The sequence below is a fragment of the Bifidobacterium sp. ESL1133 genome (assembly GCF_058107325.1).
Genome location: NZ_JBYLUI010000006.1, coordinates 1 through 25,089, shown reverse-complemented (window position 1 = coordinate 25,089; position 25,089 = coordinate 1). Strand labels below are relative to the sequence as shown.

Here is a 25,089-nt window from a genome sequence, read left to right as displayed (position 1 = left end):
GACTTTTGGTATTGCGTCATAGGGCATGGGAGTACGGATGAATGAGCAAGCATCTGGCGTGGTCGGGCTGCTCATCGTGGACGATCAGGAGCTGATACGCACCGGGCTCTCGCTGCTCGTGGACGACATGGACGGCATCGAAGTGGTCGGGGCGGCACGCGATGCCGCCGAAGCGCTCGACCTGGCCGCGGCTCACCCGGATATCGACGTGGCACTCGTGGACGCACGCATGCCAGGGACGAGCGGACCGGAGCTCATCGCGCAGTTCGACCAGCGCTTCCCCACCATCAAGTGCATCCTGCTCACCGCGTTCGACGAGGACGACAACTTGATCAACGCACTCAAGGCCGGAGCCGTGGGCTACCTACTGAAAGACGTTTCAGCAGCCGACCTCGAACAGGCCATCCGCACGGCGGCAACCGGCGGACAGGTACTTGGCGCGAGCGCCGTACCCTGCGCCATGCAGGTGATTGCCAACGGCTCACGCACAGCTGCACCCGATGCGATATTCGCGAGTACCGACACCAGCTCTACCCTGCCAAAGTCATTCGGCACCGCATCTGCTCTCGAAGCACAAACGCTGCTTGATGAGCTGACCGAACGCGAGCGCGAAATAGCCTATCTCGTTGCATCCGGCAAGACAAACTCGGAAATCGCAAAAGCCGTGTTCCTTTCCACCGGCACTGTCAAGAACCACATAAGCCATATCTTCCAAGTCCTGTGCGTGCGCAACCGCACAGAACTCACAGCGCTCATGAACGGCACATTGAACTAACTAGCACCTTGGACTAGCTAGCGCATTGGCCAGCGTTGCTATAAATTCGAATGATATCGTGCTCAATCTCACCTGTGTTACCTATTTACGAACACAGGCGTTGCGCAGACGCCTTTACTGCTAGAGTGGCAACCGGCGTCTCCGCCCGGGCTGCGCAGGTCAAGGGGACGTCTGCTATTCATACACTGTGCGCAGCTGAAACACGAGGAACACTGTGGACAACCATGCCCAAAATCACATTCAACCATCTCAACATTCACCACTTGCTTCACCCACATCACATCGCCTGCGCTGGAGAACCGCCGACATCGCCGTCGGAGCAGCATTAGGCGTGGCCTGTGGTGTGGTGTTTTGGGGATTCAACTTCGCCTATTCCGCACTGTCGCCCCTGCTCGGAGCCATCCTACCCGGCATCGCCAGTCTGCTGCATGCCTTCTGGTATTTTTCCGGCCCACTCGCCGTACTGATCATTCGCAAACCCGGCGCGGCAATCTTCGTCAATTTTGTGGGTAGCAGTGCAGAAATGCTGTTCGGCAACCAGTATTCGTTCTCGTTCGTGTTCATCTCAGCGCTGCTGCAAGGACTGTGCGCCGAAATTCCGTTCGCACTGATGCGCTACCGCCGTTTCAACCTGATTCTCACCGTTGTTTCCGGAGCACTCACCGCGGTAGAATACGGTATCTATGTGCTTCTGTTCCGCTTCCAAGGCGTGGCGTTCCTCAGTCCGCGCGGCATCACGCACATGGTGTGCGAGATCATCGGTGGCATCGTTATCGCCGGAGTGATGAGCTGGTTCTTATTCCTCGCCATTGCCAAAACCGGGGCACTCGACCGTTTTGCCTCAGGCCGTGAAGTACGGGCTCGCAAAGCGTGAACAGACGCTGTCGGTGGTTTGTCACTCATGCCGCACACAAACCAAACTAGGCAAACAGAAAACTGACACACCGCTAAGTGGGGCCGCTCGGGCTTGAACCGAGGACCGACGGATTATGAGTCCGATGCTCTAACCGACTGAGCTACAGCCCCACGCCGGCGCGAACGCCAGCATCAAGAAGCTTAGCAGAAGCGCCGACCATACGAAACGCTCAGGCACAACACGCTATGCAAACGGCTATTTGTTGCTCTCCACGAACTCAGCGAATGCTTGCGCGAACTTGCGCAGGAAGTCCTTCGACTCCTCAACCACATTCCCTTCATCGTCCAGCCCTGAGGCCGCGTTGAAATACACTTCCGGCTGTCCCATAAGCTTCATGTCAAGGAACAGCGCCACGTTGCGCAGGTGGGATTGTGCTTGAGTCGTACCCAAGGCGCCCATGGACGCACCGATAATCGCAGCAGGCTTGCCAGCAAACGAGCTCTTGCCCCAAGGGCGCGAAGCCCAGTCAATAGCGTTCTTCATCACGCCTGAGAAGCTTCTGTTGTATTCCGGGGTGACGAACAGCACACCGTCAGAATCCTCCACTGTCCGCTTCAAGTTCAACACTTCGGCCGGCATGCTCTCGTCCAGATCCTGGTTGTACAGCGGCAGATCCATGTTCACATAGGTGAATTCCACACCGTCGGGCAGCAAGCGTTCGACGTTCTCAGCCAGACTTTTATTGAAGGAGTCCTTGCGCAGTGACCCTACGAATACAGCTATCTTGACCATGATTACTCCTTTGTTATTCACATGCACGAATCCGCACGGCACCAACGTTTCAGGCCAGCCGACGAACCCGTCTCCACATCCCAGCCTAGTATGCTCCCATGCGTGTTGCACGCGTTGCGCTTGGAGGAAATACGCACCATACAATGGAATATGCGAGAGCAATGGTCACCTGTGAACGAAGGGAAGCACCATGCAAGAGCCAAGCACACTCCATGTGATCAGCCCGCTCACTTGGGTAAGCAACGAATTTACCAGTCTCAACGCAAGGCTGCACCCACCGCGATACCAACTGCACACCCACCATGGGTTATCCCCACTGCAAGATATCGGAAAGACGGACGGCGTGTGGATTGCGCCCGAGTTATTGGTTGCGTTGAACGCGTGGCGTACCAGGCATGGCGCATCCGATCTGCAGCTGGCAACCCCTCGTACGGATTGGGCCGAGCATGTGCAGCAACACCTACTGGGACGCGCTTGCATCGCTGCTGATGTCGGCACCATACGCCGTTGGTCCGATTATCCGTCCGCTCTTGGCAGCCGCCCATGGTCAGGATTGCGTCAGGGCCGCATCACAGGATTTCGAGCCGCCCGCCGCACGTTGAACGAATTGCAGCACGACCTCTCACCAGCCCCTGCCGAATCCGTCATCGAACTCAACGGCCATGTTGCCTCCATTCGTGAAGAATGGTGCGTTCTCGTACATGCAGGGCGTGCCGTTGCCGCAAGCGGATACTGCGTCCATCATCCGACCGGCAGCATCGGCCTTGCCGAGCGCACCAGCCAGGAACAGTCCGTCACAACAGTGTTCGACGGCGCCAGGTTCCATATGTCATACCGAGACACGGCACTGCAAGCCGCCGAGCAGGCCGCTCAAGCCGCGCATATCGGCACTGCCAGCATGATTGTCGCATTCTCGTCAAACGCTTTAGATCAGTTGTCATCCCGCCCCTCAAAACCCGTTATCTTGGAAGTCAACCCTGTCTGGTGCACGGCTCCATACCCATTCGAGGCAGGCTCCTCCCGAGACATATCCGAACGCCTCGCTGAAGGAGCTACGGTATTTCTGGATTCAATCATGTCTGCGAGTACCGCAACCACTCACATCAACACCATCCCGCCTGACGATCTCGACTCCACCTATCGGCCCGACCCCTGGATGAGCGCCACCCACAGACGCCGTTATGCGAGTTTTCAATAACATCAAACGCAGTATCCACACATCAAGTTGACCATACGTAGCCACACATGTATCATAGTTCATATATTTCCGGTTTTCCACATAGAATTGAGGGGCGATGGGAACAATACAAGCAGATTTCGCCGGCAACTACCGGAGAGTGCAGCATGATGACGCTGACGCAGAAATAGAACGCCGTTTCGGCTTCCCTGCCTCCCTCATACGATCAGCCGCAACGCTCGCCTTGCGCGAGGCTTCCGGAATCGATGATTTGCACGCACAGCAAAGCGCGAAAGGCGCGATGTTCTATCATCATTTCGTCATAGCGTTGCGCGATAGCCTTGACATCCTTCCAGAATGGGATGCACAACTCCTCACCGACATCAACGCCTCCCCTCGCGCCTATCATTCACGACTCGGAATTGGTTTTGCCGTCGTCCATAACCTTTCACGCGCGAAAGACTCCTCAGCCCATCCTCGCGTCAGCCTATGCAACACCACCGCAACAGAGGTTGCAGAAGGCAACAGCGCGGAGGATGACATCTTCTCGAGTTTCTTTATCCGGCGAGAGATAGCGCAACATGGGACGCTATGGCTGATTGTCTATCACAAAAATCCTGACGACACCGCACACATCGAAGTATCGCTCCCATCCTCGGTCAGCACAAACAATATCGTTCAAGGGTGGAGTGAGCGTATAATCCTTGACCCGGTAGGCTTGAATACTTCCTATCCCGAGCAATTAATGGAGGAGCACCACGATGACGGCAATGGAGAAGAGAATATCGTTGTCTCCATTTCCGAGCGATAATCCCCACCGCTCCCTGCTTGACCCCGGGCGAATCACCAGTGCGCGAGAAGCGGCCGGACTGACTAAAGTTCGTCTTGCCGACGCCATGGGTGTCACGGAGCGCACCATATCAAACTACGAAAAGACAGGTGCCCCAGCAGAAAGCAGAACACACCTCGCGCAGGCACTCAACGTCATGCCCTCATATTTCGACATCACTCCAGAGACACTGCATGTCACCGACCTTGACGAAAGTCAGGTTTGGTTCCGTTCAATGCGAAAATCCACTGCTTTACAGCGGAAATCTGCAGTCGGACATGGTCGTTATGCCTTGCTGTTATTCGCTTGGATTGAGGCACACTTTTTTCTGCCACCACTGAACTTCGACATCACCAATGGAGAGAACCTCTCCCCTCAGGATGCAGCCTCCCTGCTGCGCAGCGATTGGGGATATGGAGAAAATCCACTGCCTAGCCTTACCAAACTAGCCGAATCACACGGTATAAGGATATTTTCTTTGCCCCCCGTGGATGAGGCAGTCGATGCATTCAGCTTTGTATTCCAGGATACTCCATACATTGCTGTGGATACTGTAAAATCAGCAGAACGTATACGTTTCGACATCGCGCATGAATTAGGCCATCTTGTCATGCACGAGTCAGGGTTGAGTGAGCGCCCGTTCGACGCAGATGCCTCTGCTCCACACCACAAAGCACGTCCGCGCGATATTGAGCAAGAGGCTCATGCATTCGCATCAGCACTACTCATGCCCGCGCACCGTGTACTGTCCCTCATACCTCCAGAGGGCGGAACAAAAGAAATCCTCAACGCAAAACGATATTTCAAGGTCTCTGCGATGGCTATGGCGCACCGTGCACACGATTTAGGCCGCCTCTCCGACTGGTCATACCGAAAAGTCTGTTCACAACTCACCTCATTGGGATATCGCACCGCCGAACCACGCGGCATTGAACCGGAACAGTCAACGATTTTCAATTTCATTGCTGAGTCAAACAGGAAAAAAGGCATTTCGATACGCACGCTCAGTGAGGAAACCGGCTTGGTTCCTCAAGAGATCCATGACCTGTCTTTCGGCAGAATCATGGCAGTTACATCACACAATCCACATCCGGACGAGAACGTGACAATACCGCAGCCCACCCTGACCTTGCATAAAGGCGGGTTGCTGTAGCGTCATCCCTACCTTCCACCACACTTACGCGGAAGATCGACAACCGATGACTCATCATCCCCAAGACAGCAACATCACGATATCAGCAGTCACGGGCATACCCGTGCGACTGACAGACGCCCACCGGCCTCATCCCAGCAGCGCCAGTAGGTCGTCTTTGCTGAGTTTGGCCATGCCGCCGCTGGAATTCGAACTGGCTTCGTCAACAAATCGGCTCGCCAGATCGGTTTTGGTACGCTGCATTTCCAGAATGCGCTCTTCGATGGTGTCTTTGGCCACCACCTGATACACGTTCACATCGTTTTTCTGACCGATGCGGTGGGCGCGGTCCGTGGCCTGATCTTGTGCCGCGGCATTCCACCACGGATCGGCATGCACCACCACCGATGCGCCCGTAAGGTTGAGACCGGTGTTGCCGGCTTTGAGCGAGATGAGGAACACCGGCGTGGAGTCGGCGTTGAACTGGTCGACCAGTTCAAGACGTTTGCGTTTGGCAGTCGCACCGGTGATGGTGTAATACTCCACGTGCTCGCGCCGCAAACGCTGCGCCACCAAGTCAAGGAAGCTGGTGAACTGGGAGAAGATCAGCATTTTCTGCCCCGCATCCTGGCAGCTGGACACCAGTTCTTCGATCGCATCCAATTTTGCCGACGGCACAGCTCGCGCACGCTTGACGTCACTTCCTGCAGTTGCGGCGGCTGTGGCCTCGGCATCAAGCGCTGCTCCTGCCTCCACTTCGTCCACAGCGGTGTCTCGTGCCGGTGCCCCCCATGCCCGGCTTTCATGTTTCACTTCGTTTACGCCTACGTTGTCAAACAACAAACGCGGGTCACAGCACGCTTGACGCAGGCGGGTCAGCTGTGCCAAGATCTGAATCTTGCCCGTTTTGAATTCGATGTCTCGCTGCTTGTTGAGCGTGGCACGCAATTGTTGTTCCAGCGCTGCATATAGTTTGCGCTGTTCGCCTTCCAACCGTACCGTGATGACGTTTTCGATCTTGTCCGGCAAATCTTTGAGCACTTGCGATTTGAGTCGCCGCAAAATGAACGGCCCAACAAACGCTTGCAGCTTCTTCTGTACTATGGCATCGCCACTCATGATGGGCATCTCGAACCGTTCACGGAAATGCTTGTATGATCCAAGCATGCCGGGCATGAGAAAGTCGAAGATGCTCCACAGTTCGGAAAGTCGGTTTTCGATAGGGGTACCGGTGAGCGCGAACCGGTGCTGCGCGTTGAGACTGCGCACCGCCTGCGAGGCTTTGGTAGCGTGGTTCTTGATGTATTGCGCCTCATCGAGCACCATGCAGGAGAAACGCAAACTACGGTAGTCTTCCAAATCGCGACGCAACAAGTCATAGGAGGTAATGAGGACGTCAGGCACGTCGGCGCGCAGCTTGGTATCGCCTCCGTCGCTGCTGCCGCCAGCATCTGCGACATTGCCCGAATCCTTGCCCGAAGCTTTCTGCGCGGCCTCAACGCGTTGCAGCACACCTCGTCGCTCACTCTTCGTCCCGGCCATCACAGCAACATTGAGACCAGACGCGAATTTCTCGCATTCTGCGGCCCAGTTGTACACCAGTGACGCCGGGCAGACAATAATATTGGGCCCTATTCCGCGTTGTTCATCGACCCGGGAGAGCAGGAACGCCAACGTCTGTACGGTTTTTCCCAGTCCCATCTCGTCAGCAAGGATGCCGCCAAACCCTTTGTCCCAGGCCGCATTAAGCCAGCGGAAACCTTCCTGCTGGTAAGGCCGAAGCACCGACTTAAGAGACTCGGGCACTTGGTAACGCGCCGCATCAACGGTTTTCATTCCGTTCAAATAGGAGCGGAATTCGTCGCTCTTATCGTCTTCGTCGGCTTGTGCGTCCAGATAGTAGGCTTCGTACGCTGGCACGGCAACTGGACCGGCGGAAAGTTCTCCGGGTTTGAGCCCCAAGTCAGCGCTTACCTCGTCGAGCTTACTGGCGTCCATCTGGCTTAAATCTACGAACGCTCCGTTGCTCAAACGGTGGAACCGACGGCGTTTATGGTAGCTTTTGAGCAGTGCCGGCACTTCCGCAGGGTCGATTTCATCGGCGATCGGCGAGATCTCAACCAGCCCCGAACGTACGCTCAGGCCTAATTTCAGTACCGGATGAGAGACGGTGCGCAACCCATCAAACGCAGGCGTGCAGAACACCTGACCAATGCTGCGTAATACGGGAAGCCCCTCGTTGAGCAGCTTATATATGGCGTCGTCGTCGCTTTCACGAATTCGCGCAAAGATACCGTCCGGCGCCGGGAAGTAATGACGGGCAGCTTCCACAGCCAAACGTTCGGTGTCTTTATCTCGAGTCAACGGCTCGTTGGGGCCGATGCCGAGAAAGACATGGAATCGTTCTTCGCCGTAGCGCGCTTGAATGTCGCAGGTCACTCCGTATTCGTCACGGTCCAGATAGGTCTCAATCTCACACGGAGTCTGGCGCAACGCCAAAAGTTCATCAGGCACCACTACCGCAGCGCCATGCGCCTGTACACCGGTACCGGAATCTGCGGAGGCAGACACGAGTGCGTCATGATCCGCTTGATGCGACGACGTTTGCCCCTCAATCTCGCTTTGCGCCGCAAGCCCATTCATATCTGTCTGCTTGCGTTGCACAGGAACCAGCTGCGGCAACACCGTGCGCGCAAATTCCTCCACATCGCGTGATTCCAAATATAATTCGCTGCCCTCCACAGAACCACTGGGCGAACACAGCACAGTGAGCACTTCACGCTCGGCGACCATGCTCTGCGAACACCGATGGACGGCCTGCCCCTGCGTTCCATGCAGCGCACTTTCGCCGCTGGGATGAACTATGACGAACGACGCCACAGACCCCACAATGAACCGGTCCACGCTCAACCGATGACGAATCACATACCCTTGCCCCCCACTAGGAGAGGCCGCCTGCCGATTCCTCACTCCAGAGGCACCATATGAGCCAGATACACCCGTCCGGCGCCCGGCTTCATCACGAACATCACTCGGCACAATCTCAATGCCCAAGTCCGGGTCACCGTCCACTACATGCATGGGGGTAGCCGCCGTATGCCATCCGCCACTGGCCGCAAAGTCGAATGTGGCATCCTGATCCACATAGAGATTCAGTAGTTCCGCCGCCTCATCGTCGGACAATTCCACGTGCGCATTGTCGCTTTTAGTTCTGTAATAATCGTATCCGAGAGTGATGGAACTGCGAATCTCCACTGCCCGTTCCACCAAATGCAGCAGCTCACGACTGCGCTCATCGAACGCATCGCGTGTATGCACGAACGCCAGTTTCTTACCGTACGAGAAGAACCTACCGTTCTTCACTGCGTCGACCAGATTGTAAATATCTTTGACCACATACGAGATGTTGCGCCGTGGGACGGTAATGTGCAGGCGCAAACCCCAACGTCCCGAACGAAAATCCTCAAGCAAGGGGCGAAGCACCACGCTGCCGGGGGTCACGGTGAGACTTGCCTGAGCTCCAGCCATTCCTTCTCCCGAAGCTTTGCTGCCCACGGCTTTGAGCAGTTCCAGCTGCCGGTTTTTTGCCTGTTCCTGTTGCGCCGAACTTTGCGCCGCCATAAACTGCTGCAGCGTATATGAGGTCCGCTTACGTACTCTTCTGCCTGCTTGGAGAGACAATTCAGAACCGTTCCTTGCACCCACGGGGTTTTGCGGATCGAAATCCTGCGGACGTCGGTTGTACCGCATGATGAGAGCCACAACATGCTTGCACGTCTTTCCATACCTGCCATATGCCGGGCACGTACAGCTCGAATCGACGATTTCACCGCGCGTTTCGTCGATTTTCGCCCACACTGCGTATTCCCCGTCGAGCCCTGCAGAATCCACAGAACAGCTCAGTTGGAGCGCTTTTCCTTCTGATTCACAGTTCAACGAGTTCATGCGCCCACTGTCGATAATCTCCTGCGCACGGTAGAAAGCATTGCCAGCGCTAGCCTTAAGCGTGGTATCCGATACCGGATGATGGCCTGCGGCACCAAACGTGGAGCCGGTTTCATTGTCGTCTTCATATGAGGTATCGTCGTATTCATACCCTTCATCAAACCCGCTGAAGGAGTATTCTGTGGGATCAACGCCAAATCCACCGGAGCCACCAGTCCTTGACCCATACACCGAAGCATGCCAGTCCACAGTAGGCCTCCCATCATGTCCCAATACACAACAACGCGGATTTCAGGCCGCGCAAACACAAAGTTTGATTCTACCTCTGTATGCGGCAACCTGCAACATGGAGAGCCACTGAGGAAGAGTTCGATTCCCAGCTTTCTCTCAGGATACTTTTCATCACAAAAGGCTGATATATCAACAGAAAACCAGAAGTCCATCACTCCTTTTTGTGACTTGCGTCACATTTTAGAAATTCTCAATAGTCGCCGCTCGTGCATATGTCTATTTATTTTATGCTTTATCAGGCTTTTTTCAGGTAAGCACATATTTTACTAGACAGTTTCCTACTGTACGTCTGAAAAATGGCGGTAATTTGAGGAAAATGGAGGCACCTTAGCATGCTAATCTTTCTTATGAAGCCTGAAACTTATGCTGAGTGGCACGCGCTACGAAACATAACAACGAAAGTTTCATGAATAATATCAACGATTCATTCGCCTGGACAGGGCGGGCGGCTTAGGGCTCGCCCAATCATGTACAGCAAATGTTTCCTGAAAGGATTCACATTGAAGAAATCATCAAAGCTCTCGCTGGGTCTGGCAACCATCGTTGCCGCCTCGCTCGGCCTGACTGCAGTCAGCGGCTCCGCCATGGCTGCGTCCACCGTACTGCCTGTTGGCTCCGGTGCTACTATCACGATTAATGGTTCAGATGCCCTCAATCCTCTGTCCGGCCACAAGTTCAAGGCCGTGCAGGTTGGCGGATACGCCGATGCTGAGACCGACGGCACCGACCTCACCAACGTTTCCGTAAACACCGTCCCCGCCATCCAGAGCGATGCCGCCGCCGTACTCGGCGAGATGGCTGCTGCTGGCGAAAACATGGGCTTCACGGGCGGCACCGCTGGAGTTGACCCTCACTACACCGGCAACGCCATCGGCCAGGTTGCTGAGCACTGGCTCGGCTATACCGATGCCTCCGCCACCAACAACGTCGACACCACGTCGAACGGCGCTCACGCTTATGACGGCGCTCTTCGCCACTTCGTGACCAAGCTGCAGAACACCGCATCCTTCAAGGCTGCGCTTGCGGCAGCTACGGAAACCACGGAAGCAGCAGCCGGCGCGGCTTCGGTTTCCATTCCGGGTCTCACTGAGGGCATTTACGTTGTCATTGACACCACTGCCATGCCTTCCACCAATCCTGCCACTGGCCACAGCTCCTCAGCTCCCATGCTTGTGGGCACCACGGTCGGCAACGGTGCGACCGCTCCTCAGAAGACTGGCGGCTATTCCTTCGCTGCCCAGCCCTTGGGCGTCATCAACATGAAGAACGAGAAGCCCGGCCTGACCAAGGAATCGAATGCAACCGGCGCCGAAGGCCCCGGCAGCATTCTGACCTACACACTGAAGCAGCACGTGCCGAACACCGCCGCAGCTACTGATTACACCTTGCTCATCAAGGATACGCCGAGCACCGGTCTGCAGTGGCAAGGCTCCTCCAATGTTGAGATCAAGGCCACGAAGAAGGGCGCTGCTGAAGCAGTGCTCTCCCCGAGTGAGTACAGCATCCGCATCGAAGGCACCCCAGCTCCCGATCCAGCTAACCCTTGGACCGGTGACGGTACCTCGCAGATCATCTTCGATCTCTCGAACGCCGTCAAGAATCAGGGTCTCGAGTTCGACTCCATCATCACCATCACCTACAAGATGAAGGTCGTTGACGATGGTACCGGTAGCTGGTCCAACAAGGCTCGCTACACCGCCTGCTCCACCGTCTCCAGCCAGGAGCCTCAGTGCTACACGACCGAGGCTACTTACCCCCAGGGTACCCCCAGCGCCAAGACCTACAAGCTTGAGCTCGACAACAAGTCCAAGGCTGACGAGAGCCTCATCGCCGGCGCCAAGTACACCATGAAGGATGCCGCTGGCAACCCTGTCACCTTCAACCTCGGCGCTAACGGCGAGTACGTCCGTGCCGAAGGTGCCGCCATCACCGCTCAGTCCGTGACTGAGATGGTTGTGCCTCGCGCTGCCGTGACCGATCCCGGTGCCGATGGCATCCTGCAGATCACCTACCTGCCCAAGGGCACCTACACCATCACGCAGACCGCTGGTCCTGAAGGCTACTCCAACACCTTCAAGCCCGAGTTCACGGTCACCGTTGACGAGGTTGTAGATCCTTCCACCAGCACGGTATCCACTCACGGTAACTGGACCAACAGTGGCGATGCTTGGGGTCTCGTAGCGGCCAACAGCACCCCCACCGACATCGATGGCGCAACTGCCTTCTACGTGGTGACCGTCTACTCCGTCAACAGCATCACCCAGCTGCCTATGACCGGTGGCGCCGGCGTCATTCTCGCCGTCATCGTGGCCATTGTGCTCCTGGGTGCCGCTGGCACGCTGACCTTCTACAAGAAGAAGATGCAGAAGCAGGTTGTGGCTGCCGCCATCTGAGCCTCACCGCTCAGTGCCTAGGCACTAACAACTGAATTCAGAGATTGTCCCCTTCGGCTCCGGCCGGAGGGGACAATTTTTGTATTGCGTCTTACGGCAATGCACCATTACGACCACATACCATTGCAGCCATGTACTGTTGTACCAGCACACATGAAGTTGCAACGTCAGTCTCATATTCTTGCGATATCCGTCTCCCATCGGCACATCACTGATACACTGAAACCGAGCGCAACCGCACTCCAGATGATTCACACATTCAGGCAGGGAAAAGTAGTTTTAGAGATGTAACAGATGAGCAGTGCCCCTTCCTGATAGCAGTGCGTGAATACACCTGCACCTTCGATCAAAGGCACTCAATGACACACCTCAACTCAAAACGACTCCTCGCCACATTAGGAGCCGCAACACTCACCCTAGGGCTGACAGCACCACTGACCGCACAGGCTGCGGAACCAGCGGAACTGTCATTCCCAACCGCGCTATCACAACCCAACAGCCAAGATACTGATCTTCAAACCGACAACATTGATTCGCTTATCGGAGTGACAACAACCCAAGAATCGCCAGACAATCCAACCACTCGCTCTTCCTCTGGCGGAGCATCGCGAGCCGCTTCCCAGCCCCGCCCCGGACATTCCGAAAACGTACCTGCTGGACAACTCAGCGAAGCTCCACGAGACGTGGCCATTCCAGGCATCACCTTCCTTGAAAATTCCAGCGTACAGGTTCCCCAGCAAAACCCCACATACACATCCAGTGCGGTTAAAGCCTCCCCCTCGTCACAAGGCACCACCGACGGCATCTCCATCAACGGTGTCAAACAGGACTACAACGCGCAGATTCCCTACTGGTGCAGCGCAGATAACGACAACTACGCTTCACTGCACCTGTGCTACCGCAAAACGAACCTTTTCAGCTGGCTTTCCAGCTATGCATCGTTGGGAGAACAGCTCTCACTCATCTCCAATAATCCTCACATCATCTTCAACGATGAAACAGTACCGGCTGACGTAGCCGCCTTCTTAAAGACAGGAGTCCTTCAACGCTCCATGCAAAATTGGAACTTGCTGCTCGGCAAGGACTTCTTCCTGCTCAAATCACAACTCACGTTTACTCCAACCAACCAATCCGGGAAAATCGTTGCCAACGCCGAACGTGACTATATTCAATGCCTCCAGCTATCGACCGATTACCGCAAGGGAGTCGCCGCATCAGCCAACCATCAGACACTCAATATCAATACGACTTCTTATAACGACGATATTGCCGAGTTTGCAAAGAAAGCCACACCAGGAGGGTTCTTTACTCGCGGATACTCTTTCGAACGTGACAATGAAACTCAACCAAGCCAGCAGCGTACCACAGCAGTGGGTTGGAACTGGTGCGGAAGCGGAGCATATCTTGAATGCACGCAAGGCTCAACATTTGAGGAAGCCAACGGATACTGGATCGATCTTGTCAACAAGGCGTGGGTCAGACACATGAATCACGAACTCGGCCACGTCCTTGGACTGACCCATCCTCTCGACCCTACGCAATCCACAGACAGCAGAGGAGACTACATCAACGGCCCGCTGGTCATGCAGTACAATAATGACAGTCTTAATTCCATGCTGGATGGCAGCCTGAACACATCTGTGCAATACCGCATGATTAAAGACTCGATTACCGCAGGTGCCAACTTCCTGCGTAACAGTCCTAACGGTAAGCAGCCAGTGGCCCAACGCAGCATCAAAGTCACCGTCAAAGACGCCAAGGGAAATGCCGTGTGGTGGCGGAGAGCACCCATATCGAACAGCACACAACGCGTGGGATATTACGGGGCATACAGTTGGACTTCTGCACCTTCTTCTCGGTTGCGCGACAATCAAAGCGAACAGCTGCAACGTTTCACCAATACTATTGCCTTCACGTCGGCTGGTTTGGATCAATGGTCTCCGACCAGCCAGTTGCCGGCAGTCAATGCGCCGAGAATGTCTGGATACAAAGTTTCCGTGGATGGCGGCCATAGTTGGTCTGACACCGCCACCGTTCCCGCACTCACCTTGCCCTCCATCACCCTAAGGACTTGTTACTACAACAGCGCACGCAATTGGGGCACTGCTGGGCTAGATTGCCCAGTGACGAACTTCGGCTTAGCCAAGCCTGCTGACGTGCAAGTCATCTACGCGCCGGCTTCTAGCGTGAAGAACATGAAGGCGAGCGATGAACTCTCCGACAAGCAGAGCACAATGCTGCCGCTCAAGCAACAGTTTGAACAAGTCTCGTAGCAGTAGCCTCGTTTACCAGGCTCTCTGCTTCGACTGAACGTGCCCCTCCGGTCAAGAAAAACCGGAGGGGCACTCGCATCTCCTGCATCTCCTGCATCTCCCGCAGCGCGCAAAGCCACTGCCGAAGCCGATGCCGCTAATATATGGAAACCCTACCTCGTCACAACGCGCACATGACTGAATGGGTTCCATCGCTCACGGTCAGAGTGGGATGGTCGTCCCCTCCGACTCGCACCACAGCGAGCGCCTGACCGAAGTAGGTTTCGCTCTCACCGCTGAGATAACTGCCTCGGTTGAATGGTGCGGCGCTGCCGAACGCCAGCAGTTGCGCGTCGCCAGATACCTGTGCGCGCAGCATGCCGCGAGCCATGGGTTTGATTGTGCCTTGGCTGTCGGTGTAGCGCACGTTGACGAATATTACCCGCTGTTGTGCAGTCCCGGTTTCCACATCCAGCCGCAGTTCGGTATCCTCCCCTGCGCTGACCAGCCTGTGCCGTCCGATTTCCATACCGCGGGCATCGTAGGCCACTGCTTCCAGAATGCCGGGAGCCCATGGCCATGCGAATCGGGCCACACAGCCGCCGTGCAGTCGCCGTGTACCGATGTTCTTACCGTTGAGCCATAGCTTCACTGTGGCGGCGCGCGCATACACTTCTACGTAGGCTGGCATCCCGTCGCACCCGTTCCAGCTCCACGAGGGTACGGCATCACTCATTTTCCACGCGCTGGGCGAGTGCTTGCTCCCAACATGCGTGGGCGGCCTGACCGCAATAAGCGGTCCGGACTCCTCTTCAAGAGCAACCCTAGTGTATAGAGCTTCCCCAAGCGGCGATCCGTTGAGGTCGAGACGGCCCGATCCGGCTGAAACCCAACCAAAGTCGCTGCCCAAGTCTGCGTAATCGTCACACTCCCATGCTCCCACGCCCACTTCGCCCAGGTAATCCATGCCCGCCCAGACGAAGTCACCGATGAGCCTGGGATTCGCTTTGGCCAGCTCCCGGAACTCGTACGCGTCCGAGCAAAAGGTTTCGGTGCCGAGTATGAGACGCTGTGGGTATCGCTGCAGATCCTTGCGATACCGCGTGATGCCGTAGTTGTATCCGGCCACATCCATGCGCGCGAAGGCATCTCGGGTCACCGCGTCGCAGGCAGGCAACGCCGCTCCTGTTTTCATCACATCAGCACCAAGCAGCCCGGCCATCTGATTGAAGAATTCGCTGCCGACCGCACGCTGAACGTCGGCGGTGCCGGCACGCTGCGCACCATGCCTAACGATGCTGCGCACCGCACCGTTCTTCGGCCTCTCACCGGGCACATACTGGTGAGCTTCATGCTTGTGCGCCGATTCGATCTCATGCCGCGCCTTCGCATCGGAATATTGACCGAACCCGAGACTGCTGAGCAGGTTGAAGAAGATGTTGACGCCACAGGTCACCGGGCGCGTGGGGTCGAGCCGGTGCAGATGCTCGCTCATCTCCTCTGCCAGCCGAATGCCTCTTCGTTGAGCGGTTTCGCTCACTTCGTTGCCGGTGGAATACATGATCACACTAGGATGGTTACGGTCTTTTGCCACCATGTCCGCCAGGTCGGCGCGCCACCAGTGGGGCAGCTGGGAGGCGTAATCGTATGCGGTTTTGTGGATATACCATTGGTCGGCGTATTCGTCCACCACCAGCATGCCGAGGCGGTCGCACGCTTCCAGCATGGATTTTGAGCACGGGTTATGGGCGGAGCGTATGGCGTTGTACCCCTGCCGTTTGAGTAAGCTCACCTTGCGCTCTTCGGCCTGCGGATAGGCCGCCGCCCCCAAAATACCGTTGGTATGGTGCACGCAGGCTCCTTGGAGGATGACGCGTTCGCCATTGATCAGTAGACCGTGTTCGCCCCATTCCAGTGTTCGGATGCCGAAGGTGACCTCTGCGGCATCGCTCTGGCTTGCGGTTTGCTGGGACGGTGCCGCTGCTGGCAGGAAATCCACACGGCAGCGGTAACGATTTGGCTCGTCCACAGACCACAGCCGGGCTTGCGGAACTTCCAAATCCACAGAACCTTTACAGGCAGGCAGGTCCACGGTTCCTTCGGCAGCGCAGGTGTCAGGTTCATCATCCAACGGGTACAGTCGCACCCTCGCCTCACCCGGCACCGTGGCCTGAACCGTAACCTGCACACGCGCAGGGTCGGTACTCACCGTGGTGATGCTTACGCCATTGACTTCCACGTGGCCTGCAGGCCCCACCCACAGTGCCACCGGGCGGTAGATGCCAGCACCTGAATACCAACGGCTGTTGGGTTGATCGGCATTGCGAGCCACTACCCGTATCTCGTTCTCACGATCGAAATAAAGCTTGTCCTCTAGATCGACATAGAAATTGGTGTACCCGTACGGCCTGAATACCAACCGTTCGCCGTTCACCCACACTTCGGCGTTGTGGTATACACCTTCGAATTCCAGCAGCAGCGCCATCCCCTGCCATGAAGGTTCGGGCACAAACCGCTTGACATACTCGTAGTCGCGCCCTTCAAACCAGCCTGCATGGCGACCGGAAGGAGCTTGCTGGGCGCGCGGTTCGGCAAGCATGGCGTCGTGAGGCAGAGTGACTGGTTCATAAGGCTCATCCGTGTCAAGGTGCCGGAAACTCCACCCGTCATTGAAATCCAACCGACGCATCTTCCCCTACTTCCCGGTTCGGCATCGAACCATATGCCAGTATGCAGTCAAGTCTACTCAACGCTATGCCGGACATATCTTAAATCAGGCCTTCTTAAGTCAGGCATATCTTAAGTCAGGCACTCTGATATCAGCTAGACCTCCACGCTCATCATGCGCGGCTATCGGCATGTGCAGAACAGGTAGCTAACAAGTTGATCCGCCAGCACATACAAAACGGGCAGTCGCAACCGAAATTGCAACTGCCCGTTAGCGTTGGCGCAAGCCGGAGACCGGTTTGCCCCTGCTCTCAAATCAGGCTTTCAGGAAGCCTGAGCGAGAACGGTGCGGGATGGAGGCTTACTCCTGTCCCGGCTCGGATTCTGCCGCAGCCGTGGCCGCAGCTACCTGAGCCTTGCTCTGTGCACGACGCTTGAAGAAGCGGCGGAAGGCCACAATCTCCAGGACGATGAAGAGCACTGCCGCGATGGCCCAGACCACGTACATCGCAGTCTTCCACATCGGGGTCGGCACCTTGGGCTCGCCGTTCTCATACACCCAGCTGTTGGCCGAAGAGTAGAGAATGTTCTTGCAGGCCTGACGCATGGCCTTGACCGAGGTGGCGGACTTGTCCGTCACGTGGTTCGAGGTCTTCGTGGTGGCCAGCATGGTGTCGTTGCCGGCACGCACGGCCTGGTCAGCGTTCATGTAGCCGTAGCCCGCGAAGTAATCGGTGACGGCGAAGCCCTTGAAGCCCCACTCGTCGCGCAGCACGGTGGTCATGAGCTTCGGGTTTGCAGCGGACCAGGTGGGTCCGATGTAGTTGAAGGAGCTCATGACGGCAGTGGCGCCGCCCTGCTTGACGCTCATCTCGAAGGACTTGAGGTAGACCTCACGGATGGCCTGCTCGTTGGCCCACTCGAGGCACATGTTGTTACGGTTGGTCTCCTGATCGTTGAGCGCGAAGTGCTTCATGAAAGCGTTCACACCCTTCGACTCGGCACCGGCGATCTCACCGGAGGCCTGGTAACCGGAGAGCACGGCATCTTCGGAGAAGTACTCGAAGTTACGACCGGAGAACGGGCTGCGGTGGATGTTCTGCGAAGGAGCATACCAACCGGTCACGTTCATGTCGTGTGCCATGTCGCCGATCATCTTGCCGAAGTCGTTGGCGATCTTGTGGCTCCAGGTGCAGGCAACGGACACGGAGGACGGCAGACCGATGGAGCCGACCTTGGTGAAGTTGTTGTTCAGAGCTGCCGGGCCATCGGCGTCGGTGAGCTGTACCTTGCCGACGGAGTCCACGGCGGGGGTGCCGTAGCCGCCGTTGGCGGTCAGGGAGTCCATGTCCTTCATAGTCAGCTCATCGAGCAGCTTGTCCCACTCAGGATCGTTGTAGTCCTTGCCGCGCAGGTCGGCCAGACGCACGTTGTTCTTCGCACCCGTGGTCGGCATCTTGTCGGAGTCGTTGTTCTTCAACGCCTTCTGGAAGTTGCCGTTGTTGGTGAACTCGCTCTTGACCTTGTCGCTCATGGTGAAGTTCGTCGGAGCGGCGGTGGCCTGAGCGTAGTTTGCGAAGTGGCCGGCGCGGGACAGGTAGGTGACGCCCTCGCCCTTGGCTTCGTCGAACTGGTTCGTGGCCACGGTCTTGTCGCCGTTGTGGGTCTTCGACTTGGAGTTGTAGGTGATCGTGGACGGAATGTTCACGGTCTTGGAATCCAGCACGGTGTGCGAGTCGGAGTTGATGGAGATGTCGTAATCACCCTGCTCCAGCACGTAAGCCTTGGCCTTGTTCTCGTCGTAGGAAGCCATGTCGTCGTCCTTGAAGGAGATCTTCAGGGTCTGGGACTCACCGGGCTTGAGCTCCTTGGTCTTGTCGAACTTGACTAGGTTGGCGCTGGACTTCTCGATGCCACCCTCGGTGTACGGCGGGTTGTAGTAGACCTCGACGACGTCCTTGCCGGCCTTGTCGCCGGTGTTCTTGACGGTCACGTCGAAGGAGACCTTGCCGTTCGAGTGGGAGATGGAGCCCATCTTCTGGTCGAACTTGGTGTAGCTCAGGCCGTGACCGAAGGGATACTGCACGTAGTCGGTGTAGTTGATGAGGCCTTCCTTGGCGGCGGTCTCATAGAACTTGTAGCCCACGTAGATGCCCTCGGTGTAGTTCACGAAGGTCGGCTTGACCGTGTTGGTCTTGCCACTGAAGCCACGCACTTCCTGCGCCAGGTCGTCCACGTTGGTGTATTTGAAGTCACCGGTGTTGTTGTTGGTGACGCCCTTCTTCACATCCTGCAGGAAGGTGTCGGAGGTCTTGCCCGAAGGGTTGATCTTACCGGCAAGCACCTTGCCCAGCGAGTTGAAACCGGTCTGGCCGGCAGGCGGGCACCATACCACAGACTTGATCTGCGGGTAGTCCTTGACGAAGCTCAGCTGCATCGCGTTGCCGCCGTTGTAGACCACGGTGACGTTTTGGAAGTTCTTGGTGACCAGGTCGATCATGTCCTTCTCGGTCTGATCGAGCTCGAGGAAGGACTGTCCGTCCTTGAAGTCCTCATAGTCCTTGGAGTTGTTGTTGTAGGGAACGCCTTCGGCCTTCATGTTGGTGGGAAGGTCGAGACCCTCGCCGCCTTGACGGGCCAGCACCACGACAGCCTCATCGGAGAACTTCTTGGCGTTGTCCACGGTCTGCGTGCTGTACTGCTTGGCGGGAACTTCGGGCAGATCCCATTCGGGGCCGAACATGACCTTGGCCACCGGGCGCTTGGGAGCGTACTTGGTGTACATGTCCGACAGCTCGGTGTTGGTCTGCAGGCCGGCGTTCTTCATGCCGTCGAGCAGGGAGACCGTCTTGTACTGGTCGTTCATCTGGCCTGAGCCGGTGCCCGCGTAGATGGGGTTGGTGGAAGCCCAGCCGAACACGTTGACCTTCTTGCCCTTGAGAGGCAGGTTGGAGTCGTCGTTCTGCAGCATGGTAATGCCTTCAGCCTGCACGTCCTCAGCCATCTTCTGGGCGCGAGCCTTGGTGGAATCCTGCAGCTCGTACTTCTGGGCCGACGCGTTGTTGAGCAGCGTGACCAGCGGCCCGTTCATCATCGTCGACACTGCGGCCACAATCGCAACCATCACGATCAGCCATGTCTGGCTACGCACCATCTTGCGTGTGCCCACGTTCTTCACCGTCTTTTTATTGACGGCGACGCTGATGACGACAGCCAGCACCAGAAGCACGCCGATTACCACCAAATATGGTATAAGCGACTTCAAGACGTTGACGACATCAGCCATGTTGATTTGCAGCATGGTCTGCCTCCTTCTTGAATCTCCGCAGAGATCAAGGCGAGCCGCCGACAGCTCTTGTCGACGACCATAGTCAGGCGCACACAGCCCACTTGCCGCGCACACCATCAGGTGAACCCTTAACTCGCATCCCTTCGCGAGCGTAGGGTCTGCACCCCATTATGCCTTGCTGTCTATTGCATCAGAAAGAGCTGTGAGAATAAGGGGTAAACGACAAACTGTAGCGTGGTGTGCATGTTTTGCGCAGCCACATTCCACAAGCGGTATGCGATGGAGCGTGAGTGGCGAGGAACTCAGGAGGCTACCGCGAACCCCAACCACTCACTTTCGTATGCATCACTCTCCTTTCCGCTCCATCGTTATCACCGCCGTTTTCTCAACACCTGTCAAGGGCAGCAGTCACTATGCCCTTTGCTTCTTGCGACGTGCAAGAAAGCGCCGTATGGCCACCGCTTCCAGCACAACCGCCACCAGCACCAGGACAACAGCAGTCACTATGTAGGCGATCTTCCAGGCCGGCGTTGCCTGCTTGGGCTCACCGTTTTCGAACATCCAACTGTTCACCGTGGTGTAGAGGATGTTCTTGCAGGCACGGCGCATGGCGATCACCGAAGTGGCACTGTGGTCGGTGACATGGTTGGTGGTCTCGGTGCTGGCCAACATGATGTCGGTGCCGCCGCGAATCACTTGGTCGGCATTCTGGTAGCCGTAATTCGGCCCGGAGAAGTAGTCGGTCACCATCATTCCTCGGAAGCCCCACTCACCGCGCAGCACCGTTTGATTAAGCGCCTTTTGCGCACTGGTATATGTGTTGCCCACATAGTTGAACCCACCCATCAACGCCTGTGGGGTCTTGCTGGATTGTTTCATGACCATCTCGAACGGCTTAAGATAGATCTCACGCATGGCCTGCTCGTTGCTCCACGTGCACAGCTGACCGTTGCGCTGCACTTCCTGCTCGTTGAGCGCGAAATGCTTGGTGAAGCTGTAGATGCCATGGTCGGCGGCTCCCAGCACTTGCTGGGCAGCCATATCCCCCGTGAGCACCGGATCTTCGGAGAAGTATTCGAAGTTACGGCCGCCGAAGGGACTGCGGTGCATATTGACCGAAGGCGCATACCACCCGGAGACGTTCATATCGCGTGCCATGGTGCCGATCGCATCGCCGAAGCGGTGCGCGATGTCCTTGTTCCAGGTGCAGGCCACCGTCACGTTCGAAGGCAATCCGATGGAACCCACTCCGGTGAAGTTGTCCTTCAACGCCGCCGGACCGTCCACGTCGGACATACGCGGTTTGCCTATGGATGCAATCGCAGCGTTCTGATAGCCGCCGTCAGCGATGAGCGTGTCCATGTCCTTGAAGCTCAACTCATCGAGCAACTTGTCCCATTGACCGTCATCGAAGGACTTGCCGCGCAGATCCGCCAGACGCACATTGTTCTTGGCACTGGTGGTCGGCATCGTATCGCCGGGGTTATCGAACTTCTTCGGATCGTAGTTGCCGTTGTTGTAGTAGGTCTTCTTCACATTGTCGGGCATCGCATAGTCAGTCGGGGCTGCGAGCGCTGCGCTGCTATTGGAGAAATGCCCGGCACGACTCAGATAGTTGACGCCGTTGCCTGCCACGTCGTCGAACTGGTTGGTGGCGGGCACCTTGTCGCCGTCGTGCGTGTTCGATTTCGTGTTGTAGGTGATGGTGTCGGGAACGTTCAGCGTGTGCGATCCGATGACATGATGGCTGTCGGAGCGGATGGAGATGCCGTAGTCGCCCTGCTCCAGCACGTAGGCCTTGGCGTTCCTATAGTCGTAGGACGCCAGGTCATCGTCCTTGAAGGAGATGTGGATGCGCTGGGACTCTCCCGGCTTCAACTCCTTGCTTTTGGCGAAGGTAACGAGGTTGGCGCTGGCTTTCTCGATGCCGCCGTCGGTGTACGGCGGATTGCTGTAGACTTCGACAACGTCCTTGCCGGCGTTCTTGCCCTTGTTCGTCACGGTCACGTCGAACGATACCTTATGCCCGCTGTAGGTCACCTCGCCCATGTGCTGGTCGAAGTTCGTGTAGCTCAGGCCGTAGCCGAACGGGTACTGCACCACGTCCTCGTAGTTGATGAGCCCTTCGTCCGCGGCGGTCTCGTAGTATCGGTACCCCACGTAGATGCCTTCGGTGTAGTTGACGAATCGGGGCGAGCGTGTCCCTCTGGCCGATTCAATCTGGAACTCCTGGACATTGTTGTAGGGGAAATCACCGAAGTTGTTCCATGACGGCGTGAGTTTCATGTCGGTCAGGAAGGTGTCGGAGGTCTTTCCCGAGGGGTTGACCGAGCCGTTGAGCACTTCGCCCAAGGCCTTGAAGCCCGCCTGACCGGGGTGCGGCACCCACAGCGCCGACTTGATCTGGGGATAATCCTTGAGGAAGTTCAGCTCGAAGGCGTTGGCGCCGTTATAGACCAGTACGACGTTGCTGAAGTTGCGCGACACCAGGTCGAGCATGTCTTTCTCTGACTTGTCGAGTTCAAGATAGTGTTGACCGTCGGTAAAGTCGGCATAGTCCTTGGAGTTGTTGTGGTAGGTGATGCCTTTGGCGTTCATATTGGTGGGCAGATCAGTGCCTTCGCCGCCCACTCGGGAGATGACCACCATGGCGGTGTCGGAAAATTGCTTGGCGCCGTTCATCATGGAGTCGCTGTAGTTGGAAGCAGGAGGCTCCGGGAGCGTCCAGTCGGCTTCGGTCACGCCGATGACGCCTCGGGCTTTGGCGTAACCGGTGTAGAACTTCGACAGGTCGGTGTTGGTCTTATATCCGGCCTGCTGCAAACCGTCGAGCAGCGATGTGGTGGAATATGATTCGTCGAGCGCTCCGGAACCGGTGCCGCCATAGACCGGATTGGTGGACGCCCATCCGAACACGTTGAGGTTCTTGGAAGCTCCTTTGTTGGACAGCGGCAGCATGTCGTCGTTATTCTGCAGCAAGGTGATGCCTTCGCGTTCGATGTCGACCGCGAGCTTGTTGGTCTTGGAGATACTGGACTGTGACAGCGTGTGCTTGGTCGCGGTGGCCATGGTGATCATGCTGTTCAACGGCCCGGAGAGCATGGTGGCCACGGCGGCGATGCTGGCGAGCGCGGCTGCGACCCAGGCGCTCGAGTGTGTGAGCTTACGTACCGCACGGTCTTGCACCGTACGCCTGTTGACTGCGGCGGTGACGATCAGCGCCAGCACCAGCGCCGCTGCGATCACCACCAGTTCCACTCGTATTGATTTGACGACGGCCATCACGTCGTCGATATTGACTCCGAGCATGTTTCTCCTTCTTTGGATAACTGAAATCTCTCTGACACATCACCGCTACATTGCGGAAGACTAGGAACGGCACATGCGTCTGATTCCAGCAAACAAACTTCAAGCACCTGAAGTTTCAGCAAAACTGCCAAGCTGTCAAAATATCAGCACAACCTGCGTATCTTCGCAGCGCAGTGCATTCGTGCATACCGAACGTCATATAACCGTATATTCGGCAGAGAGAAGACATCTCCTTGCTCGGTCACGAGCCCGAAAAGGCTGCGGTGCCTGTCATGAGAGAAGGTCCCATGCAAGAAGAACTCGGAATCAGTTGAAGCCGATCACATTTTCGGCCACACGGTAGCCGTAACGGATGAGCCAGCGTCCGGTGGCTCCAGGCAGGTTGATAGCCAAGGAAGGCAACTGCTTGCGCACATCATGAGAGATGGCGGGCGAATGTTGTTTGAGATTGTCCCACATCTGGCGCTTCACCTCGTAATTGTGCGGGTCCTTCGACAGGATGAGGAACACGCTGGCGACCACACTGTTGATGGACAGGAAGTGAATCATGTATCGGTACAATCCGCGCGAGACCATGCCGGGTTCAGGCGTGGCATCGGCCATGATGCGGTTGATGCGCACCAGCTGATCCACACGGCTCACCATCACATCGGTTTGTACGCTCTGACCGTCCCTGCCGATGAAATAGTGGTACAGCGGAGTGTCCAGATAAATGAGCGAAGACACCCACGGCAGCGGCTGATACGCATAGATGAAATCAACGTAGAACGTGTGCTCGGGCAGGATGGTATGCGCCTGACGCAGCACTTCGGTACGGAAGGTCAACGCGTGCATGATGAGGTATTGTGCGATGCCGAAACGATGCAGGTCATCCCATTCAAGACGCACGTCGGCATCCATCACACGGTTGAATCGCACCACATGCTTGCGCCGCTTGCCTACCTTGTCGTACACGTAGTCGGTGACCACCATGTCAACCGGATTGGTTGAGCCCCGCTGGCCGCGCAACACGTCAAGCATACGAGACAGAGATCCTGCATCCACCCAGTCGTCGGCATCCACCACTTTGACATAGGCTCCGCGGGCTTGGGCCACACCGGCGTTCGTGGCGCCGCCATGCCCCTTGTTGTTTTGATGAATCGCGCGCACTACGCCAGGATTGGCCGCAGCCAAAGCATCAGCCAATGCCGCAGTGCCGTCGCACGAACCGTCGTCCACCACCAGCACTTCCACGTCGTCCGAACCGGTGGCCGTCAGCGAGTTGACACAGCGTTCCAGATAGTCCTCCATGTTGTATGCAGGGACTACGAACGTAAGCGTTACATCACCGGAGGGTATTGCCGCAACCGTTTGCGACGCATGGAAAGGCGTACCGAGTGGGC

Annotated in this window: 13 protein-coding genes and 1 tRNA gene; 7 read left to right on the top strand and 7 right to left on the bottom strand. The window is 56.7% G+C overall.

Annotated elements, in window-relative coordinates:
* Nucleotides 1–37: 37 nt before the first annotated feature.
* Both AC3B5A_RS06820 and AC3B5A_RS06815 read left to right on the top strand, forming a co-directional pair.
* Nucleotides 38–775, top strand: a complete 738-nt coding sequence (locus AC3B5A_RS06820; protein WP_489799901.1) for a response regulator — start codon at nt 38–40, stop codon at nt 773–775.
* A 238-nt stretch (nt 776–1,013) separates the two neighbouring features.
* On the top strand, nt 1,014–1,649 hold the full coding sequence (locus AC3B5A_RS06815) for an ECF transporter S component (protein ID WP_489799990.1): 636 nt from the start codon (nt 1,014–1,016) through the stop codon (nt 1,647–1,649).
* A gap of 78 nt (nt 1,650–1,727) precedes the next feature.
* Here the strand turns inward: AC3B5A_RS06815 and AC3B5A_RS06810 are convergent.
* Both AC3B5A_RS06810 and AC3B5A_RS06805 read right to left on the bottom strand, forming a co-directional pair.
* Nucleotides 1,728–1,801: transfer RNA gene (locus tag AC3B5A_RS06810), tRNA-Ile, on the bottom strand.
* A gap of 85 nt (nt 1,802–1,886) precedes the next feature.
* Nucleotides 1,887–2,423 carry an NADPH-dependent FMN reductase gene (locus tag AC3B5A_RS06805; protein WP_489799899.1) on the bottom strand — a complete coding sequence of 179 codons (537 nt, stop codon included), beginning with the start codon at nt 2,421–2,423 and terminating at the stop codon, nt 1,887–1,889.
* Nucleotides 2,424–2,613: 190 nt separating this feature from the next.
* On the opposite strand from AC3B5A_RS06805, the gene AC3B5A_RS06800 reads away from it, so the two are divergent.
* The 3 genes from AC3B5A_RS06800 to AC3B5A_RS06790 all read left to right on the top strand — a co-directional run bounded on the left by AC3B5A_RS06800 (nt 2,614) and on the right by AC3B5A_RS06790 (nt 5,582).
* Entirely contained in the window at nt 2,614–3,621 is a 1,008-nt protein-coding gene (locus AC3B5A_RS06800; protein ID WP_489799897.1) for a hypothetical protein, read from the top strand.
* Nucleotides 3,622–3,718: 97 nt separating this feature from the next.
* Nucleotides 3,719–4,411, top strand: coding sequence for a hypothetical protein (locus tag AC3B5A_RS06795; protein ID WP_489799895.1), 693 nt, complete (start codon nt 3,719–3,721; stop codon nt 4,409–4,411).
* Nucleotides 4,362–5,582, top strand: a complete 1,221-nt coding sequence (locus tag AC3B5A_RS06790) for a helix-turn-helix domain-containing protein (RefSeq protein ID WP_489799893.1) — start codon at nt 4,362–4,364, stop codon at nt 5,580–5,582. Before AC3B5A_RS06795 ends, AC3B5A_RS06790 begins: the two co-directional genes overlap by 50 nt.
* 129 nt (nt 5,583–5,711) lie before the next feature.
* Here AC3B5A_RS06790 and AC3B5A_RS06785 read toward each other — a convergent pair whose 3' ends face one another.
* Nucleotides 5,712–9,755 carry a DEAD/DEAH box helicase gene (locus AC3B5A_RS06785; RefSeq protein WP_489799891.1) on the bottom strand — a complete coding sequence of 1,348 codons (4,044 nt, stop codon included), beginning with the start codon at nt 9,753–9,755 and terminating at the stop codon, nt 5,712–5,714.
* Nucleotides 9,756–10,297: 542 nt separating this feature from the next.
* Here AC3B5A_RS06785 and AC3B5A_RS06780 point away from each other — a divergent pair.
* Nucleotides 10,298–12,190, top strand: a complete 1,893-nt coding sequence (locus tag AC3B5A_RS06780; protein ID WP_489799889.1) for an isopeptide-forming domain-containing fimbrial protein — start codon at nt 10,298–10,300, stop codon at nt 12,188–12,190.
* A 359-nt stretch (nt 12,191–12,549) separates the two neighbouring features.
* Complete coding sequence (locus AC3B5A_RS06775; protein WP_489799887.1) at nt 12,550–14,463, top strand: hypothetical protein; 1,914 nt, start codon at nt 12,550–12,552, stop codon at nt 14,461–14,463.
* A 160-nt stretch (nt 14,464–14,623) separates the two neighbouring features.
* On the opposite strand, the gene AC3B5A_RS06770 is transcribed toward AC3B5A_RS06775, so the two are convergent.
* The 4 genes from AC3B5A_RS06770 to AC3B5A_RS06755 form a co-directional block, all read right to left on the bottom strand.
* Nucleotides 14,624–17,131 carry a glycoside hydrolase family 2 TIM barrel-domain containing protein gene (locus AC3B5A_RS06770; protein ID WP_489799885.1) on the bottom strand — a complete coding sequence of 836 codons (2,508 nt, stop codon included), beginning with the start codon at nt 17,129–17,131 and terminating at the stop codon, nt 14,624–14,626.
* A 339-nt stretch (nt 17,132–17,470) separates the two neighbouring features.
* Entirely contained in the window at nt 17,471–20,410 is a 2,940-nt protein-coding gene (locus AC3B5A_RS06765; protein WP_489799883.1) for a glycoside hydrolase family 3 protein, read from the bottom strand.
* 399 nt (nt 20,411–20,809) lie between these two features.
* A complete protein-coding gene (locus AC3B5A_RS06760) occupies nt 20,810–23,707 on the bottom strand; it encodes a glycoside hydrolase family 3 protein (protein ID WP_489799881.1) in 2,898 nt (965 codons plus the stop codon).
* 306 nt (nt 23,708–24,013) lie between these two features.
* Entirely contained in the window at nt 24,014–25,045 is a 1,032-nt protein-coding gene (locus tag AC3B5A_RS06755) for a glycosyltransferase family 2 protein (RefSeq protein ID WP_489799989.1), read from the bottom strand.
* Nucleotides 25,046–25,089: the final 44 nt, after the last annotated feature.